This window comes from Belnapia arida (assembly GCF_016773205.1).
GTDB lineage: Bacteria > Pseudomonadota > Alphaproteobacteria > Acetobacterales > Acetobacteraceae > Belnapia > Belnapia arida.
On record NZ_JAETWB010000002.1, the window covers coordinates 22308 to 38158 of the forward strand.

Annotated in this window: 20 protein-coding genes; 13 read left to right on the forward strand and 7 right to left on the reverse strand. The window is 72.6% G+C overall.

Annotation, left to right across the window (positions count from 1 at the left end; genetic code table 11):
* Window positions 1–84: 84 nt before the first annotated feature.
* The 4 genes from rlmB to JMJ56_RS07065 all read left to right on the forward strand — a co-directional run bounded on the left by rlmB (window position 85) and on the right by JMJ56_RS07065 (window position 2615).
* Window positions 85–864, forward strand: a complete 780-nt coding sequence (rlmB, locus tag JMJ56_RS07050) for a 23S rRNA (guanosine(2251)-2'-O)-methyltransferase RlmB (protein ID WP_236037550.1) — start codon at window positions 85–87, stop codon at window positions 862–864.
* A gap of 13 nt (window positions 865–877) precedes the next feature.
* On the forward strand, window positions 878–1642 hold the full coding sequence (locus tag JMJ56_RS07055; RefSeq protein ID WP_202830927.1) for a 2-keto-4-pentenoate hydratase: 765 nt from the start codon (window positions 878–880) through the stop codon (window positions 1640–1642).
* A 108-nt stretch (window positions 1643–1750) separates the two neighbouring features.
* A complete protein-coding gene (locus JMJ56_RS07060; RefSeq protein ID WP_202830928.1) occupies window positions 1751–1978 on the forward strand; it encodes a hypothetical protein in 228 nt (75 codons plus the stop codon).
* 52 nt (window positions 1979–2030) lie between these two features.
* Window positions 2031–2615, forward strand: a complete 585-nt coding sequence (locus JMJ56_RS07065; protein WP_202830929.1) for a LysE family translocator — start codon at window positions 2031–2033, stop codon at window positions 2613–2615.
* 3 nt (window positions 2616–2618) lie between these two features.
* Here the strand turns inward: JMJ56_RS07065 and JMJ56_RS07070 are convergent, their stop codons facing one another.
* Entirely contained in the window at window positions 2619–3005 is a 387-nt protein-coding gene (locus tag JMJ56_RS07070) for a zinc-ribbon domain-containing protein (protein WP_202830930.1), read from the reverse strand.
* Between the two features lie 90 nt (window positions 3006–3095).
* Between JMJ56_RS07070 and JMJ56_RS07075 the strand changes: the two genes are divergently transcribed.
* The 4 genes from JMJ56_RS07075 to JMJ56_RS07090 are packed head-to-tail and all read left to right on the forward strand — an operon-like array spanning window position 3096 to window position 6019.
* Window positions 3096–3761: a cell division ATP-binding protein FtsE gene (locus tag JMJ56_RS07075; protein WP_202830931.1), complete on the forward strand. Its 666-nt coding sequence runs from the start codon at window positions 3096–3098 to the stop codon at window positions 3759–3761.
* Between the two features lie 10 nt (window positions 3762–3771).
* Window positions 3772–4650, forward strand: a complete 879-nt coding sequence (locus JMJ56_RS07080; protein WP_328702299.1) for an FtsX-like permease family protein — start codon at window positions 3772–3774, stop codon at window positions 4648–4650.
* The gene (locus JMJ56_RS07085) at window positions 4647–5264 is read left to right on the forward strand and encodes a YdcF family protein (protein WP_202830933.1); all 618 of its coding nucleotides are present in this window, start codon (window positions 4647–4649) and stop codon (window positions 5262–5264) included. Before JMJ56_RS07080 ends, JMJ56_RS07085 begins: the two co-directional genes overlap by 4 nt.
* Window positions 5261–6019 (forward strand): lysophospholipid acyltransferase family protein, encoded by a 759-nt coding sequence (locus JMJ56_RS07090; protein WP_202830934.1) that lies wholly within the window; start codon window positions 5261–5263, stop codon window positions 6017–6019. Before JMJ56_RS07085 ends, JMJ56_RS07090 begins: the two co-directional genes overlap by 4 nt.
* Before the next feature lie 266 nt (window positions 6020–6285).
* Here JMJ56_RS07090 and JMJ56_RS07095 read toward each other — a convergent pair whose 3' ends face one another.
* The gene (locus JMJ56_RS07095) at window positions 6286–6816 is read right to left on the reverse strand and encodes a gamma-glutamylcyclotransferase (RefSeq protein ID WP_202830935.1); all 531 of its coding nucleotides are present in this window, start codon (window positions 6814–6816) and stop codon (window positions 6286–6288) included.
* 113 nt (window positions 6817–6929) lie between these two features.
* Here JMJ56_RS07095 and JMJ56_RS07100 point away from each other — a divergent pair, with 113 nt between their 5' ends.
* From JMJ56_RS07100 to cydB, 4 genes are all read left to right on the forward strand, one after another.
* Window positions 6930–7892 (forward strand): DUF2125 domain-containing protein, encoded by a 963-nt coding sequence (locus JMJ56_RS07100; protein WP_202830936.1) that lies wholly within the window; start codon window positions 6930–6932, stop codon window positions 7890–7892.
* 174 nt (window positions 7893–8066) lie between these two features.
* Window positions 8067–8339 carry a hypothetical protein gene (locus tag JMJ56_RS07105; protein ID WP_202830937.1) on the forward strand — a complete coding sequence of 91 codons (273 nt, stop codon included), beginning with the start codon at window positions 8067–8069 and terminating at the stop codon, window positions 8337–8339.
* 91 nt (window positions 8340–8430) lie between these two features.
* Window positions 8431–9858 carry a cytochrome ubiquinol oxidase subunit I gene (locus JMJ56_RS07110; RefSeq protein WP_202830938.1) on the forward strand — a complete coding sequence of 476 codons (1428 nt, stop codon included), beginning with the start codon at window positions 8431–8433 and terminating at the stop codon, window positions 9856–9858.
* The gene (cydB, locus tag JMJ56_RS07115) at window positions 9855–10883 is read left to right on the forward strand and encodes a cytochrome d ubiquinol oxidase subunit II (RefSeq protein WP_328702300.1); all 1029 of its coding nucleotides are present in this window, start codon (window positions 9855–9857) and stop codon (window positions 10881–10883) included. The genes JMJ56_RS07110 and cydB overlap by 4 nt, the downstream gene beginning before the upstream one ends.
* Window positions 10884–10951: 68 nt before the next feature.
* Here the strand turns inward: cydB and JMJ56_RS07125 are convergent, their stop codons facing one another.
* From JMJ56_RS07125 to JMJ56_RS07140, 4 genes are read right to left on the reverse strand one after another with little or no spacing between them, the layout of a single operon-like run.
* Window positions 10952–11437, reverse strand: coding sequence for a DUF29 domain-containing protein (locus JMJ56_RS07125; RefSeq protein ID WP_202830939.1), 486 nt, complete (start codon window positions 11435–11437; stop codon window positions 10952–10954).
* A 32-nt stretch (window positions 11438–11469) separates the two neighbouring features.
* Window positions 11470–12357: a prephenate/arogenate dehydrogenase family protein gene (locus JMJ56_RS07130; RefSeq protein WP_202830940.1), complete on the reverse strand. Its 888-nt coding sequence runs from the start codon at window positions 12355–12357 to the stop codon at window positions 11470–11472.
* Entirely contained in the window at window positions 12354–13445 is a 1092-nt protein-coding gene (gene hisC / locus JMJ56_RS07135) for a histidinol-phosphate transaminase (protein WP_202830941.1), read from the reverse strand. Before hisC ends, JMJ56_RS07130 begins: the two co-directional genes overlap by 4 nt.
* Window positions 13445–14287 (reverse strand): chorismate mutase, encoded by an 843-nt coding sequence (locus JMJ56_RS07140; protein WP_202830942.1) that lies wholly within the window; start codon window positions 14285–14287, stop codon window positions 13445–13447. Before JMJ56_RS07140 ends, hisC begins: the two co-directional genes overlap by 1 nt.
* A 99-nt stretch (window positions 14288–14386) precedes the next feature.
* On the opposite strand from JMJ56_RS07140, the gene metX reads away from it, so the two are divergent.
* Window positions 14387–15541, forward strand: a complete 1155-nt coding sequence (metX, locus tag JMJ56_RS07145; RefSeq protein WP_202830943.1) for a homoserine O-acetyltransferase MetX — start codon at window positions 14387–14389, stop codon at window positions 15539–15541.
* Here the strand turns inward: metX and JMJ56_RS07150 are convergent.
* Window positions 15538–15849 carry an AtuA-related protein gene (locus tag JMJ56_RS07150; RefSeq protein ID WP_202830944.1) on the reverse strand — a complete coding sequence of 104 codons (312 nt, stop codon included), beginning with the start codon at window positions 15847–15849 and terminating at the stop codon, window positions 15538–15540. The two genes, metX and JMJ56_RS07150, sit on opposite strands and share 4 nt — an antisense overlap.
* Between the last annotated feature and the right edge of the window lie 2 nt (window positions 15850–15851).

Sequence of the window (15851 nt, forward strand, 5' to 3'; positions counted from 1 at the left end):
CGGGCCTCGGCCGAAGCGTTTCCCGCGGCGGAGGGTATGGCGCGGAGGAGTGGACAGCAACACGGGCGCGGGCCAAATGAGGCCATGCGTCGATCGAGCCAGACCCCGCCTGCCCCCCGCCGTCCGCCCCAGCCGGAGGCACGCGGGGCGGCCGGCGGCCTCTGGCTCCATGGGCTGCACGCGGTGGCGGCGGCGCTCGCCAACCCGGCGCGGCGGCTCAAGCGCCTCCTGGTGACCGAGGAGGCGGAGGCGGCGCTGGCCGCGCGGCTCGACGGGCGCTGGCGGGTGGCGCCGGAGCGGGTGGAGCGGGGGCGCTTCGCCACCTTCCTGCCGGAGGATGCGGTGCATCAGGGCGCGGCGCTGCTGGTAGAGCCGCTGCCGAACCTGACCCTCGACCGGGCAGTGGAGCATGGCACGGGGCCGGTGCTGGTGCTCGACCAGGTGACGGACCCCAGGAATATCGGCGCGATCCTGCGCTCGGCGGCGGCCTTCGGCGCCTCGGCGCTGGTGATGCAGGACCGGCACGCGCCGCCGGAGACGGGGGCGCTGGCGCGGGCCGCCTCCGGGGCGCTCGAGATCGTGCCGGTGGTGCGCGTCGTGAACCTTGCCCGCGCGCTCGACGAGTTGAAGAAGGCCGGGCTCTGGGTCGTCGGGCTGGCGGGCGAGGCGCCGGTGACGCTGGCGCAGTCGGGCCTCGGCGGGCGGCGGGTGGCCCTCGTCCTCGGCGCCGAGGGCGACGGCATGCGGCGGCTGACGCGGGAGGGCTGCGACGAGCTCTGCCGCCTGCCCATCGCGCCGGAGATGGAAAGCCTCAACGTCTCCGCCGCGGCGGCGGTGGCGCTCTACGAGTTGGGCCGGAAATAGCGGGAGGGACGCGATGGGCGCGGCGGCGGAGGCGATCCTCGATGCGGGGCGGGCGCGGCGGGTGCTGGCGCCGCTGGGCGCTGCGGCGCCCGGCAGCGAGGCCGAGGGCTATGCGGTGCAGCGCGAGGTGGCGGAGGCGCTGGGCGCCTTGCCCCCGGCCGGCTTCAAGATCGGCGCGACGACGCGGAAGATGCAGGAGTATCTTGGCCTCGGTGGGCCGGCGGCGGGCTTCGTCACGGCGGCGAGCGTCAATCCGAGCGGGACGGAGTTTCGATTCGCGGATTTCGTCGCCCCCGGCGTCGAATGCGAGATCGGGGTGCGGCTCGGGCGCGACCTGCCGGCCGGGCCCTGCACCCGGGCGCAGGCGGCGGAGGCGGTGGCGGAGCTGTTCCCGGCCATCGAGATCGTCGAGCGGCGCTATGGCGACCTCGTGGAGCTGGGGACGCCGACGCTGATCGCCGACCGGGTCTTCCATGCCTCGGGCGTGATCGGGGCGCCGGTCGCGGGCTGGCGGGGGATCGACCTCGCGGCGGTGCGCGGCCGCTTCCATATCGGCGGGCGGATGGTGGCGGAGGGGCATGGGCGGGAGCTGCTCGGCCATCCGCTGGAGGCGCTGGCCTGGCTGGCGGGCTCCGGCGCGGCCAGGGCGTTCGGCGGGCTGCGGGCGGGGCAGGTGGTCTGGCTCGGCTCGGTGACGCTGCCGGTCTGGCTGGATGGGCCTTGCGAGGTCGTCGCCGATTTCGAGGGGCTGGGCGAGGCGCGGCTCCGCCTGGCGTGATGCCGGCGGCAAGGGGCCGTTAACCAGGGTGGGGCATGATGACGGTGCCGCCATGTGGCGGCGTATTAGTGGCTTCCGCCAGGACGGCGACAGGGATCGGGAAACCCCATGCCGCCCGCCGACTGGAATCTGCTGACCGACGACCTGCAACTCGCCCTCTCGCGCGAGGCGCTGCGCCGTGCCACCGAAACACTGGCCGAACACGCCAAGCTCCTCGCCCTGGAGATGGAACAGGGCACGCTGACCGACCGTGGCGGGCCGGAGGCGCTGCGCCTCTTCGCCGCGGTCGTGACGGCGACCAGTCAGGATGCCTTCGGGCCCATCGGCCATGCTTGAGCCGGGGCGCGGGCCGGACTAAGCGGCTGGGGCCATTGCTGCCCGAGGACCCATGACCGACCCACTGCTCTTCACCCTTGCCGTGCTCGCCGTACTGGCGACGCCCGGACCGACCAACACGCTGCTGGCGACCTCGGGGGCCATGGTGGGCCTGCGGCGTTCCCTGGCGCTCGTGCCGGCGGAGGCGGCGGGGTACTGCATCGCCATCCTGACGCTCGGGCTGGTGCTGGGGCCGGTGATGGCCGGTCAGCCGCTGCTGGCGGCGGCGCTCCGGGCCGCGGTCGGTGCCTACCTGTTGGTGCTGGCCTGGCGGCTGTGGCGGCGGGGCGCCAAGGAAGTTGTCGGCGCGGTGGCCGGGCTGGTGCGGCCGGGGCAGTTGTTCGTCACCACCCTGCTCAACCCGAAGGCCATTGTCTTCGCGCTCGGCATCCTGCCCTTCGGCAAGGTGCCGGTGCTGCCCTACATGCTCGGCTTCGTCGCGTTGCTGGCCTCGGTGGCGGTGTGCTGGATCGGGCTCGGCGCAGTGCTGGGGCAGGCTGCGGCGCGGCGGGGCATCGCCGGGGTGGTGCCGCGGGTCGGGGCGACGGCGGTGGCGGGGTTCGGCGTGCTGTTGCTGGTCGGGCCGCTGCTGCGATAGGGGTCAAGCCTTGCCGAGCAGCACGTAGAGGCGCGCGGCCGGTGGCCAGGCGGCGGTGATCGGCGCCTGATAGGCGAGGATCGCGGCGACGAGGCCCGCCAGCGCCAGGGCGGAGGCGGCCCAGGCGGCGGCGAGGGCGAGGCCCGGGCGGCGCGACGGGCGGGGTGGGTCGATCGGCTGGTGCGCGCGGTGCTGGCCCGGGATCGGCGGCGGCGCGGGGCGCGGGGGCGCGGGCTCCGGTGCCGGCTTGGGCGGGGGTGGGGGCGGGGGCGCTTCGGCCTCCTCGCGCCATTCGTGCCGGCACTTCACGCAGCGCAGCACGCGGCCGCCGGCGATCAGCCGCTCCGGGACTTCGTAAGCGGCCTGGCACTGGGGGCAGAGGATGCGCATCGGGCCCGTAATGTGCGGCCCCCCTGCCCGCGCCGCAAGCGCCCGTACGGGCCTTGGCGCGCCGCCTCGCCGGCGGCATTGTCCGGCCCCATGGTGCGCTTCGATGATGTCGGGCTGCGATACGGGTCCGGGCCGGCGCCGGAGGTGCTGCGCGATGTCAGCTTCACTCTGCCGCAGGGCAGCTTCCACTGGCTGCTCGGGCCGTCGGGCGCGGGCAAGTCCTCGCTGCTCGGGCTGATGCACCTCGCCTTGCGGCCGAGCCGGGGCGAAGTGGAGGTGCTCGGCCAGCCGCTCTCCCGGCTGCGGCGCGGGGCGCTGCCGGGGCTCAGGCGCCGGATCGGCGTGGTCTACCAGGATTTCCGGCTGCTGCCGCACCTCACCGTCTTCGACAACGTGGCACTGCCGATGCGCATCGCCGGGCGGGCGGAGGCGCAGCTGCGGGCCGACGTGGCCGAGATGCTGCGCTGGACGGGGCTCGACGGGAAGGCGGGGGCGCTGCCGGCGACGCTTTCGGGCGGCGAGCAGCAGCGGGTGGCGCTGGCCCGCGCGGTGGTGACGCGCCCTGCCCTGCTGGTCGCCGACGAGCCGACGGGCAACCTCGATGGCGCGCAGGCGCGGCGGGTGCTGGCGCTGCTGCGCGAGATGCATCGGCTCGGCACCACGGTGGTGGTGGCGACGCATGCAGAGGGGCTGGTCGCCGAGCATCCGGCGCCGGCGCTGCGCATGAGCGAGGGGCAGCTGGTGGCGCATGGCTAGACCGCCAAGGGTGAGGCGCAGCCGGGGGCGGGACCCGCTCGGGCTGCGGCGGGCACTGTCGGACCGGCTGCTGCCGGCGCTGGTGGCGGCGATGGCGCTGCTGGCGGCGATGGCGCTGGCCGGCGCGCAGGGTGCGGCGGAGCTGACATCGCGCTGGGAGGCGGGGGCGGCGGCGGCGGTGACGGTGCAGCTGCCGCCGGGCGTGGCCTCGGGCGGGCGGTTGGAGCGGGCGCTGGCGGCGCTCGAGGCACTGCCGGAGGTGGCCGAGGCCCAGCTTATGAGCGAGGCGCAGATGCAGGCGCTGCTGCGGCCCTGGCTCGGCGAGGCGCCCGCTGTCGCGCTGCCGCTGGTCATCGAGCTGCGGCTGGCCGAGCTGCCGGCCTCGCCCGAGGCGCTGGCCGGGCGAATCGCCGCGGCAGTGCCGGGCGGCGTCGTCGAGTCGCATGGCGTCTGGGTGGCGCGGCTGGTGGCGCTGGCGCGCAGCCTGCAGGCGGTGGCGCTCGCCGCGCTGGTGCTGGTGGCGGGGATCGCGGCGGCCGTCGTCGCCGTCGCGGTGCGGGCGGGAATCGCGGCGCGGCGGGCGGCGATCGCCCTGCTGCACGACATGGGCGCGACGGATGCCGATATCGCCGGGCGCTTCGCCGGGCGGGCGGGGCTGCTGGTGGGCACCGGGGCGCTGCTCGGGACGCTGCTGGCGGCGCCGGTGCTGGCGGGCTTCGCCGACCTGGCTGCGCCCCTGCTGGGGCAGGTGCCGGCCGGGTCGCTGGCCGGGCTGCCCTGGGAGAGCGTACCCTGGGGGGCGCTCGCCCTGCTGCCGCTGCTCGGCGCGGCGCTTGGCTGGCTGACGGCGCAGGCGACGGTGCGGCGCTGGCTGCGGCGGCTGCCATGAGCGGCGGGCGGCGCCGGCGACGCTGGCTGGTGCTGGCGCCGGTGCTGGGCTTCACCCTGCTGGCGCTCGGCTTCGGCTGGTTCCTGGTCGTGGTCTCGCATGGGCCGGCTGAGCCGGAGCGGCACACGGATGGCATCGCCGTGCTGACCGGCGGGGCGGAGCGGGTGGAGACCGGCCTGCGCCTGCTGCGTGAGGGGCGGGCGGAGCATCTGCTGGTCTCCGGCGTGCATCCGCAAGTGACGCTGGCCGATCTGGCGCGGCTGGCGGCGCTGGAGCCGGAGGCGCTGGGCGAGCGCGTCAGCCTCGGCCCACGGGCGACGACGACGCGGGGCAATGCCGTCGAGATCGCCGATTGGGCACGGGCCACGGGCATCCGCTCGCTGCGGGTGGTGACGGCGGGGTATCACATGCCGCGGGCGCTGCTCGAGCTGCGCCGGAGATTGCCGGAGGTGGAGCTGGTCGCCCATCCGGTGGTGCCGGCCCGGCTGCGCGACCCGGCGGCAGGCGGTCGGGCGCGAACCTGGTCGCTGCTGGCGGGCGAGTATCTAAAATTGCTCGCAGCCTGGGCCGGCCTGCCCTACTGGCTCGGCCTTCCCCTGGATCCGCCGCGATGACCTGGCTTCGTTCCGTCCTGTTCAACTTCGCCTTCTTCACCACCACGGCAATGGTCGCCGTGCTGGCCACGCCTGTCCTGCTGGCGCCGGGCCGCTGGACCATGCCGGTGATCCGCTTCTGGGCCTGGCTGGTGGTGCAGGAGTTGCGCCTGATCTGCGGCATCCGCCTGCATGTGACGGGGCGGGAGCACCTGCCGCAGCAGGGGCCGGCGCTGATCGCGGCCAAGCACCAGTCGGCGCTCGACACCATCGTCTGGCTGCTGCTGGTGCCGCGCTGCTGCTACGTACTGAAGCAGGAGCTGCTGCGCATCCCGTTCTACGGCTTCCTCGTTGCCAAGGCGGGGATGATCCCGGTGGACCGCGAGGGCGGCGGGGCGGCGATGCGGCAGTTGCTGAAGGACGGCAAGGCGGCGACGGCGGCGGGGCGACAGCTCGTCATCTTCCCGGAGGGGACGCGGGTGGCACCCGGCGAGTACAGCCCCTACCAGCCGGGGATCGCGGCGCTGGCCTCGGCGACGGGGCTGCCGGTGATCCCGGTGGCGACCGACAGCGGACGGCTCTGGGGCCGACGGGCCTTCCGCAAGCGGCCGGGGGTGATCTCGATCTCCGTGCTGCCGCCGCTGCCGGCAGGGCTGCCGAGGCCGGTGCTGATGCGCGAGCTGGAGGCCGGGATCGAGCGGGAGACGGAGCGGCTGATGGCCGCCGGGCCTGTGGATAAAGCCGTGGATGAGTTGGTGCCGACCGCTGTGCCGTGAGGCCAGCCAGGAGCCGCAAGCTGCTGCCCGGGCGGAGTTTTTCCACGGATCGGGGCTGTGCAGTGCCACTCATCCACCGCACATTGCACAGGTTAAGTCATTGACATAGGTGGATATTCCGCGAGATAGCCACAAGGCGTCCCCTGGCCGCTCCCCAAGCCCCGGCAATGATTCGGGCGCAAATTGAAGGGTTTGGGAGATATGTGGATGCTTTGTTCCTCGGCTTGCTGCCTGAGCGCACGGGCCACGCCTTAGGCGATCATACCCTAGCCTGGAGGCAACAGGGCGGCGATCCGGTCGAGCGCGGCATCGCGAATGCCGAGCTCGCGGAGGTGGGAGACCGTGTTGATCAGGTAGTCCCGATTTGCACCCGCCTGGCCGATGCCGCGGGCGATGGCGGCGGCGGCGGCCTCCGGCGCCGGGCGGCAATAGGCGGCGTGGCGCCGGTCCGCAACATAGGTGACAGCCTGGACAACGCGGCCGCTGTCGAGCAGGCGGGCGGGCAGCAGGCGGCGGGTATAGACGATCTCGCCGGCGACGTTCTCCCGCGCATCGAGATAGGCAAGCGTCGCCTCCGCCGCCTCGGCCGCCACGGTGAAGGCGACGCCGCGGCAGGCGCCGCCGCGATCGAGGCCGAGCACCAAGCCGGGCTGCTCCGCCGTGCCGCGGTAGTAGCGGCTGGTGAGGCAGAAGCGGCGATGGAAGCCGCGCAGCAGCGCCGGATGCCGGGCCTCGTAGGCGAAGCCGGGGCGCCAAATCAACGAGCCATAGGCGAAGACGTGGATGGGGTCGGGCATGCGGGTCCGGCGCTCGGCATTCGCGTGCCGCGTGGGGGCGCGGTATAGCGCCGTGCATCATGCCAGCCAAGCCGAACTCGCCCTTGCGCCGCCGCCTCTTCCTCGGAGGGCTGATGCTGCTGCTTCTGCTCGGGCTGGGTCAGGTGGCGCTCTGGCGCTGGATGGCGGGGCAGATGGAGGCCGGGCTCGCCGGCTGGGCGGCGGCGCGGCGGGCCGAGGGATGGGTGGTGCAGCATGGCGCGCCGGTGCGCGGCGGCTGGCCGCTCACCGCGCGGCTGCGCGTGCCGGATTTCCGCCTGGTCTCCGAGGGGATGGAGTGGCGGGCGCCATCGCTCGATCTCGCCATCGCCCTGCTTCGGCCGAGGCGGCTGGAGGTCGGGCTGGCGGGTGAGCATCGGCTGCGCCTCGGCGCCGAGGAATGGCCGGTGACGGCGGAGCGGCTGACCGCCAGCCTGCCGGTCGAGCGTCGGGCGCTGCCGAGCGAGGCGGTGATCGAAGGGGGTGGGCTGAGGGCAGGGATGCTCGGCGTGGCGGCGCTGCGACTCGATCTCGAAACCCGGGAAGCCGCCGCCGAGGGCGAGGCGGCGCTGGTCCTGCGGGGCGGGCTCGACGGGGTTGAGCTACCGGTCGCCCTCGCCGGGCTCGGCCGGCGGCTGGAGAGGGCCGGGCTGGAGGCGGTGCTGACCGGGCCGGTGCCGCCTCCGGGCGGACCGCGGGCGCGGGCGACCGCCTGGCGAGATGGCGGGGGGACGCTGGCACTGCAACGGCTCGACCTCGCCTGGGGGCCATCGACGGGGGTGCTGGCCGCGACCCTCTCGCTCGACCAAGCCTTGCAGCCCATGGGGGCGGGCACGCTGCGGCTTACCGGGGCGGAGGCGGCGCTGGAGGCGCTGGTCGCCGCCGGGGTGGTGGCGCCGCGTGGCGCGGGGATGGCGCGGGTGATGCTCGGCATGCTGGCCCGCGTGCCGCCGGAGGGTGGGCCGCCGCGGATCGAGGTGCCGGTGACGCTGGAGCGGCAGCGGCTCGGCATCGCCGGCATGGCGGTGGGACGGATCGGGGCCTGGGACTGGCCGTGACATCGGGGGATAGCCAAGCCGGGAGCGATGGTCTAGGCTCCGCCCCGATGCACAATCGCTTCTTCCGTACTGCGCGAATTACCGGCCCGGCAGCCTGAGCCGCGCCGTGGGTACGGCGCGTCCGCGCCGCCGGGTTATCCCGCCCACCCACACGCCAGTCCGGAAGCCGATCCCATGTGCACCTCCACCCTTGTCACCGTCCGTTTTTCCGTCCTCGCCGAGAGCAGCCCTGGCCTGTTGCCGCGCCTGCTGCAGCCGCTCGCCAAGCGCGACCTGACCGCCGATGCCATGACGGCGCGGCGGGAGGGCGACGACATGCAGGTGGAGCTGGTGCTGGAGGCGATGCCGCAGGAGATGGTGCATCTCGTCGCCGGCAATCTCGGGCAGGTTATCGGGGTGATGGAGGTGCGGGTCGATGCCGGGTCCGCCTTGAAAATGGCGGCCTGATCTCCGAGGTTGCGGTGCAGCGCAGCATGGCGCTGCGGCCGCTCCCTCGGCTGGGGCTTGTTTGGCCGGGGACGGAATAAGGACCAGGCCGATGCTGTGGGATGCCCTGCCGGATGCGCTGCTGCTGGCCCGCATCCAATTCGCCTTCACCGTCACCTTCCACTTCCTCTTCCCCGCCTTCACCATCGGCCTCGCAAGCTACCTGGCGGTGCTGGAGGGGCTGTGGCTCTGGACCGGGCGGGCAGCCTATCTCGACCTGTTCCGCTACTGGCTGAAGGTCTTCGCCGTGAACTTCGCCATGGGCGTCGTCTCCGGCATCGTGCTGTCCTACCAATTCGGCACCAATTGGTCGGTCTTCGCCGACCGCACCGGGCCGGTCCTCGGGCCGCTGATGGGCTATGAGGTGCTGACGGCCTTCTTCCTCGAGGCAGGCTTCCTCGGGGTGATGCTGTTCGGGCTGGGGCGCGTCGGGAAGGGGCTGCATTTCGCGGCGACCAGCCTCGTCGCCATCGGCACGCTGATTTCGGGCTTCTGGATCCTCTCGGCCAATTCCTGGATGCAGACGCCGGCGGGCTACACCATCGGGCCGGACGGGCGCTTCCTGCCGGCGGATTGGTGGGAGATCGTCTTCAACCCTTCCTTCCCCTTCCGCTACCTGCACACCATCACCGGCGCCTACCTGACGACGGCGATGATCGTCGGCGCCGTGGGCGCCTTCCACATCCTGCGCGACCGGGCCAACGAGCGGGCGCGGATCATGTTCTCGATGGCCATGTGGATGGCGGCGACGGTGGCGCCGGCGCAGGCCGTCTTCGGCGACATGCAGGGGCTCTGGGCGCTGCACTACCAGCCGCAGAAGGTCGCCGCCATGGAAGGGCATTGGGAGACGCAGCGCGGCGCGCCGCTGATCCTGTTCGGCATGCCGGACATGGAGCGGGAGGAGACGCGGATGCGGGTCGAGATTCCCTATCTCGGCAGCCTGATCTTGCGGCACAGCCTGGATGGAGAGATCAGGGGCCTCAAGGACTTCCCGCCCGATCAGCGGCCGACCAACGTGCCGCTGGTCTTCTGGTCCTTCCGCATCATGGTGGGCATCGGCTGCCTGATGATCGCGCTGGGGACAGTCTCGCTCTGGCTGCGGATCAGGGGGCGGCTCTACGATACGCCCTGGTTCCAGCGATGGGCGGTGGCGATGGCGCCGTCCGGCCTCATCGCCGTCACCTTCGGCTGGATCACCACGGAGGCGGGGCGGCAGCCCTTTACCGTCTATGGGCTGATGCGGACGGCGGAGAGCGTGAGCCCGATCGCGGCGCCGGCCGTCGCGGCCTCGCTGGCGGCCTTCGTCATCGTCTACTTCTGCGTCTTCGGCGCGGGCATGTGGTACCTGTTCCGCCTGCTGGGCAAGCCGCCGCTGCCGCATGAGGAGGGGCCGCGGGACGACCAGCCGATCCGCACCGCCGGCATCACGCCCGCGCCCTCCGCGCAGCGCCCGTCGCGGCAGCCGGAGGAGGTGTCGTGACGGCCGAGACGATTGCGACGATCTGGGCCTTCCTGATCGCCACCGCCGTCTTCCTCTATGTCTGCATGGATGGCTTCGACCTCGGCGTCGGCATCCTCTTCCCCTGGATCAGGGGGCAGGAGGATCGCGACGTCTCGGTCAACACCATCGCGCCGGTCTGGGATGGGAACGAGACCTGGCTGGTAATGGGGGGTGCGGGGCTCTTCGCCGTTTTCCCGCTGGCCTACGCGACGATCATGCCTGCGCTGTACATGCCCATCATCCTGATGCTGCTGGCGTTGATCTTCCGCGGCGTCTCCTTCGAGATGCGCTTCCGTGCGGCGACCGAGGGGCAGCGGCTGGGCTGGGACCGCGCCTTCTCCTGGGGGAGCTATGCGGCGACGCTGTGCCAGGGGGTGGCGCTCGGCGCCTTCGTCCAGGGGATCGAGGTGGAGAAGCGCGCCTATGCCGGCGGCTGGTGGGACTGGCTGACGCCCTTCTCCTGCCTCACCGCGGTCGCGCTGGTGGTGGGCTACGGGTTGCTCGGCGCCTGCTGGCTGGTGTGGAAGACCGAGGGCGAGCTGCAGGACCAGGCGCGCGGGCTGGCGCGGCGGCTTGGCGTGCTGACGCTCCTGCTCATCGCGTTGGTGAGCGCGATCATGCCCTTCCTGCTCCCGGAATTCCGGGAGCGGTGGTTCGCCTTCCCGGCGATCCTGGCGGCGCTGCCGGTGCCGGTGCTGGTGGTCTACCTCGGCTGGCGGATGTTCAAGGCGCTCGGCGAGACGGATGGGCATCCCTGGCGGGATGGGCTGCCCTTCCTCTGCGCGCTCGGGCTGTTCTTCCTCGCCTATACCGGGCTTGGCATCTCGATGTGGCCGATGATCGTGCCGCCGGAGCTGACCATCTGGGATGCGGCAGCGCCGCGGGATTCGCAGCTTTTCCTGCTGGTCGGGGCGGCGGTGCTGATCCCGATCATCCTGGCCTATACGGGCTACGTGTACTGGCTGTTCCGGGGGAAGGTGAAGCCGGGAGCGGGGTATCATTAGCCGCTGGCTTTGGTTCCTCGGGCTTTGGGCGGCGGGGGTGGTGACGGTCGGGGCCGTCGCCATGGTGCTCAGGACGCTGATGAAGGCGCTGTGAGCCGGGCCAGCAGGGCGTCGATATCGGCTTCGGAGGCCAGGAGTTCGGCAAGGGTATAGGGGCAGGCGGGCGGCAGCAGGTGAGCCGGGCCGCCCATCGCCTGGAGCTTGCGGCCGGCGAGACGGCAGGCGTCGCGCCAGCCGCCTTGCAGGTCGATCCGCTGCGCCATGCCAGGGGTAAAGTGCTTCCGGGCGCTTTGCAGAGCTGCCAGTGCCTTGACCAGCCAATGCTGCACAGGCTCGGGCTGGGGCGAGGCATGGGCGAGCAGCAGATGGCGCAGCGCCACCTCGATCAGGCTCTCGACCGCGTGCAACTCGCTCCGCCCCACGCTCTCGACCTCGTCGATCAGGTTGGCCCAGTCGACGGCGTCGTTCACCCGCTCGCCGGCGGCGAGGCGGCGGAGCAGCTCGGCCTGCTGCTCGGACCAGAGCAGGATGTCACGGTCGTAGAGCCCGTCCATGGGCTGAAGATAGGGCGGGGCGAGACCGGGCGCTACGCCTGCTTCCGCTCGATCAGCCCCCGGCGGATGCGCCGGCCCCGCCGGATGCGGTCCTCGATGAAATCCGCCTCGCCCCAGCGCACCGCGCGGGCCAGGGCGTGACTGTCCTCGGTGAAGCGGGCCAGCATCTCCAGCAGCGCGTCGCGGTTGTTGAGGAAGATGTCGCGCCACATGTCGATGTCACTCGCCGCGATGCGGGTGAAGTCGCGGAAGCCGGAGGCGGCGAAGCGCAGCACGGCCTCGCGCGTCTCCTCCGCCAGGTCGTCGGCCGTGCCGCAGATGGTGAAGGCGATCAGGTGCGGCAGGTGGGAAACGATAGCGACGACCTTGTCATGCGTCGCCGCATCCATGCTCTCGACCGTGGAGCCGGCGCGGCGCCAGAGCTCGGCCACCCTCTCCTGAGCGGCGCGGTCGCCGCCCGGCAGCGGCGTCAGGATGGTGTAGCGGCCCTCGAAGAGCGTGGCGAAGCCGGCATCGGGGCCGGAATGCTCGGTACCCGCCATCGGATGGGCGGGGACGAGATGGACGCCCGGCGGCAGCAGCGGCGAGAGGTCGCGGATCACGCTGCCCTTGGTGCTGCCGACATCGGTGAGGATGCAGCCGGGCGCCAGGTGCGGCGCGATCTGCGCCATCACCCCGGCATAGGCGCCAACGGGCACGCAGAGGATGACGCAGTCGGCGCCCGCGACGGCGCGCGCCGCATCTTCCTCCACCACATCGGCGAAGCCTAGTTCGCGGATGCGCGCCAGCGTCTCCGGCTTGCGGGTATGGGCGACGATCGTCTCGGCGATGTCACCCCGCTCCCGTGCCAGCCGGGCGATGGAGCTGCCGATGAGGCCAGCGCCGAGGAGGCAGAGGCGCCGGAAGAGGGGCTCGCTCATGTGGCGCCGCGCAGGAAGCCCGTCAGCGCATCGAGCACCATTCCGCATTCCTCCGCGGTGCCGATAGTGATCCGCAGGCACTGCGGCAGGCTGTAGCTCGCCATGGCGCGGACGATGAGGCCGCGCGACTTCAGCGCTGCGTCCGCCCCCTTGGCGCGCTCGGCGGTGCCGAAATCGGCGAGGATGAAGTTGCCCTCGCTCGGATGGACGGTGATGCCCGCGGCGCGGAGGCCATCGGAGAGCTTCGCCCGCCATTCGCTGTTGTGGGCGACGGACATCTCCACCCAGCCGGGCTCGGCGAGCGCGGCGATGCCGGCGGCCATGGCCGGGGCGTTGACGTTGAAGGGACCGCGGACGCGGTTCAGCACGTCGGTGATGTGCGGCGGTGCGTAGGTCCAGCCGAGCCGCACGCCGCCGAGGCCGAAGACCTTGCTGAAGGTGCGCGTCATGATGGTGTTGGTGCCGGCCTCGACCAGCGCCACGCCCGGGTCGTAGTCGGGGCGGGTGACGTATTCGGCATAGGCGCTGTCGAGCACCAGCAGCACGTCCTCCCGCAGCCCGGCGCGCAGCCGCTCGATCTCGGACTGCGGCAGGATGGAGCCGGTCGGGTTGTTCGGGTTGGCCAGGAACATCAGCCGGGTGCGCGGGCCGACCGCGGCGAGCAGCGCGTCGACATCCGCCGTCAGGTTGCGCTCCGGCACCTTGATGATGCGGCAGCCGGCATAGCGGCCGGCGATGTCGTACATGACGAAGCCATGGGCGCTCATCACGAGCTCCGTGCCCTCGCCGCCATAGGCCATGATGATGTGGCCGATCAGCTCGTCGGAGCCGTTGCCGCAGACGATCCTCTCGGCATCCAAGCCGTAGCGCTGCGCGATCGCCTGGCGGAGGGCGGTGCTGCCGCCGTCGGGGTAGCGGTGCAGCTCGGCGGCGAGCCTGGCATAGGCGGCCTGGGCGCCGGGCGGCACGCCGAAGGCGCCCTCGTTGGAGGAGAGCTTGATGATCCGGTTGACGCCCGGGATCTTCGACTCGCCGCCGACATAGGGCTCGATGGAGAGGATGTAGGGGCGGGGCAGCAGGGTGGGCATCAGCCGATGTCTCCTCTCTCGGGCACCGCGTAGAAACCCAGCGGCAGGGCACGGTCGACAGGCAGGGCGGCGAGGCGGGGGTCGCCCGCTTCCAGCACGCCATCGACCTCGACCAGGGCGCGCAGCACGCCGCCGTCGCGGCGGAGCTGCATCATCCGGGAGGCGAGGCCGGCGGTGGTCAGCGCCCCGGCGAGCTGGGCACGGCTGCGGTCCTCCGTCGTCTCGATCCGCAGCAGGGAGCGGTCGGCGCCGCTCGGGTCCGGCGCGCCGGGGGCGAGGGCGAGGGCCTCGGGCCGCGGCTCCGCGCCGTAGAAGGGCAGCCGGGCGATGACCTGGAGGCACGGGCTGTCGAGGCCGGTCCACCAGGCCTCCTCGGGCGCCTCGGCCTCCTCCGGCAGGGGGAGGATCGCGACCTGCGCCTCGCCGGCGGCGACGGCGGCGAGCGCCCGGGCCGCGGTCGGCAGGGTGCGGAGCGGCGTCAGGCTCCCGAAATGCTCGCGGGCGACGCGACCGAGCTCCGGGCTGCGGGCATAGACGGCGACGGTGAAGCCGCCCTGCTGGGCGGAGGAGGCGGCGAGGATCTCGCGCCAGAGCCGCACCAGCGCCTCGGCCGGCAGGGCGCCGTGGTGGCGGGCGAGCAGGCGGCGGAGGATCATCGCCTCGCGCCCCGGGCGGAGCGGGCTCGGGCTGCCGGCCTTGGCGCGGCTGGCGGCGAGGCGGGCGACGACATCGGCCCGGCGCATCACCAGATCGTGCAGCGCGTCGTCCAGCGCATCGATCTCCGCGCGCGCGGCGGCGAGCGGGTTGGGCAGGGCGGGGTCGAGGGCAGTGTCGGGGGTCATGATCCAGGCGTCTTTGCCCGGCAGCTTTAGACTTGGAGCGGCGCCCCGCCAAGGCATACCGTTGAAGACCTGGGCCGGGGGGCCTATTCCTCGCTTGCCATGTCAACACACGTCGCCCCCTTCCCGCAGGTCGACCACCAGCGCGCCCTCTTTCCCGAGGGGCTGGCGCTGGATTGCGGCATGGCGATCGCGCCGCTCGCCGTCGCCTACCGGACCTACGGCCGGCTGAATGCGGCACGCAGCAACGCCATCCTCGTCTGCCACGCGCTCACCGGCGACCAGTACCTGGCGGAGCCGCAGCCGCTGACCGGCAAGCCGGGCTGGTGGCAGACCATCGTCGGGCCGGGGCGGCCGCTCGATACCGACCGCTACTTCATCATCTGCGCCAATGTGCTCGGTGGCTGCATGGGCTCGACCGGGCCGCGCGACGAGATGACGGATGCCGAGGGGCGGCCGATGGGACGGCCTTGGGGGACGGACTTCCCCAACGTCACCATCCGCGACATGGTCCGCGCGCAGAAGAAGCTGACGGACCACCTCGGGATCGAGCGGCTGCTGGCCGTGGTCGGCGGCTCCATGGGCGGGATGCAGGTGCTGGAATGGGCGGCAACCTTCCCCGATGCCGTCTATGCGGCGGCGCCGATCGCCACGGCCGCCTACCACAGCGCGCAGAACATCGCCTTCCACGAGGTCGGGCGTACCTCGATCCATGCCGACCCGGACTGGCGCGGCGGGCGCTACTGGGAGGAAGGGCTGGTGCCGGCCAAGGGCCTCTCCGTCGCGCGGATGGTCGCCCACATCACCTATCTCTCCGAGCAGGCGCTGACGCGGAAATTCGGCCGGCGGCTGCGCGGCGCCTCGGCGCTGACCTTCCTCGAGGATGTCTTCGAGGTGGAGAGCTACCTCAGGCACCAGGGCAGCACCTTCGTTCGGCGGTTCGACGCCAACAGCTACCTGACCATCACCCGGGCGATGGACTATTTCGACCTCGCGGCGGAGCATAACGGCGACCTGCCGGCCGCCTTCCGGGGGACGCGGACGCGCTTCTTCGTCGCCTCCTTCTCCTCGGACTGGCTGTTCCCGACGACGGAGAGCCGCGCCATCGTCTGGGCGCTGAACGCGGCGGCGGCGAATGTCAGCTTCGTCGAGATCGCCTCCGACAAGGGGCATGATGCCTTCCTGCTGGAGGAGCCGGACTTCCACCGGGCGCTGGGCGGGTTCCTGGCGGGGTGCGCGGACCGGCTGGGAGTCTAGGCCTCCTCCGGCAGCTCGATCTCCAGCATCGCCGAGGCCAGGCACTTGCCATGGGCGTCGAGCGCGAGGGAGCGGGTGACGCCGCCGCCCAGCGCGCCTTCCATCACGAAATTCAGCGCACCGATCCCCGGCAGCGCGTAGCGCCGGACCTCGCCATGGACGATGCCGGCGAAATGCGCGCGCACGCGCTCCGGCGTCAGCAGGCGCTCGAGGCGGGCATAGTCCTCGGCGCGGTAGGCGATGACGCCGATGGAGGAAGTGTCGCCCTTGTCGCCGGCGCGGGCATGGGCGAGGTCGCGGAGCAGCATGG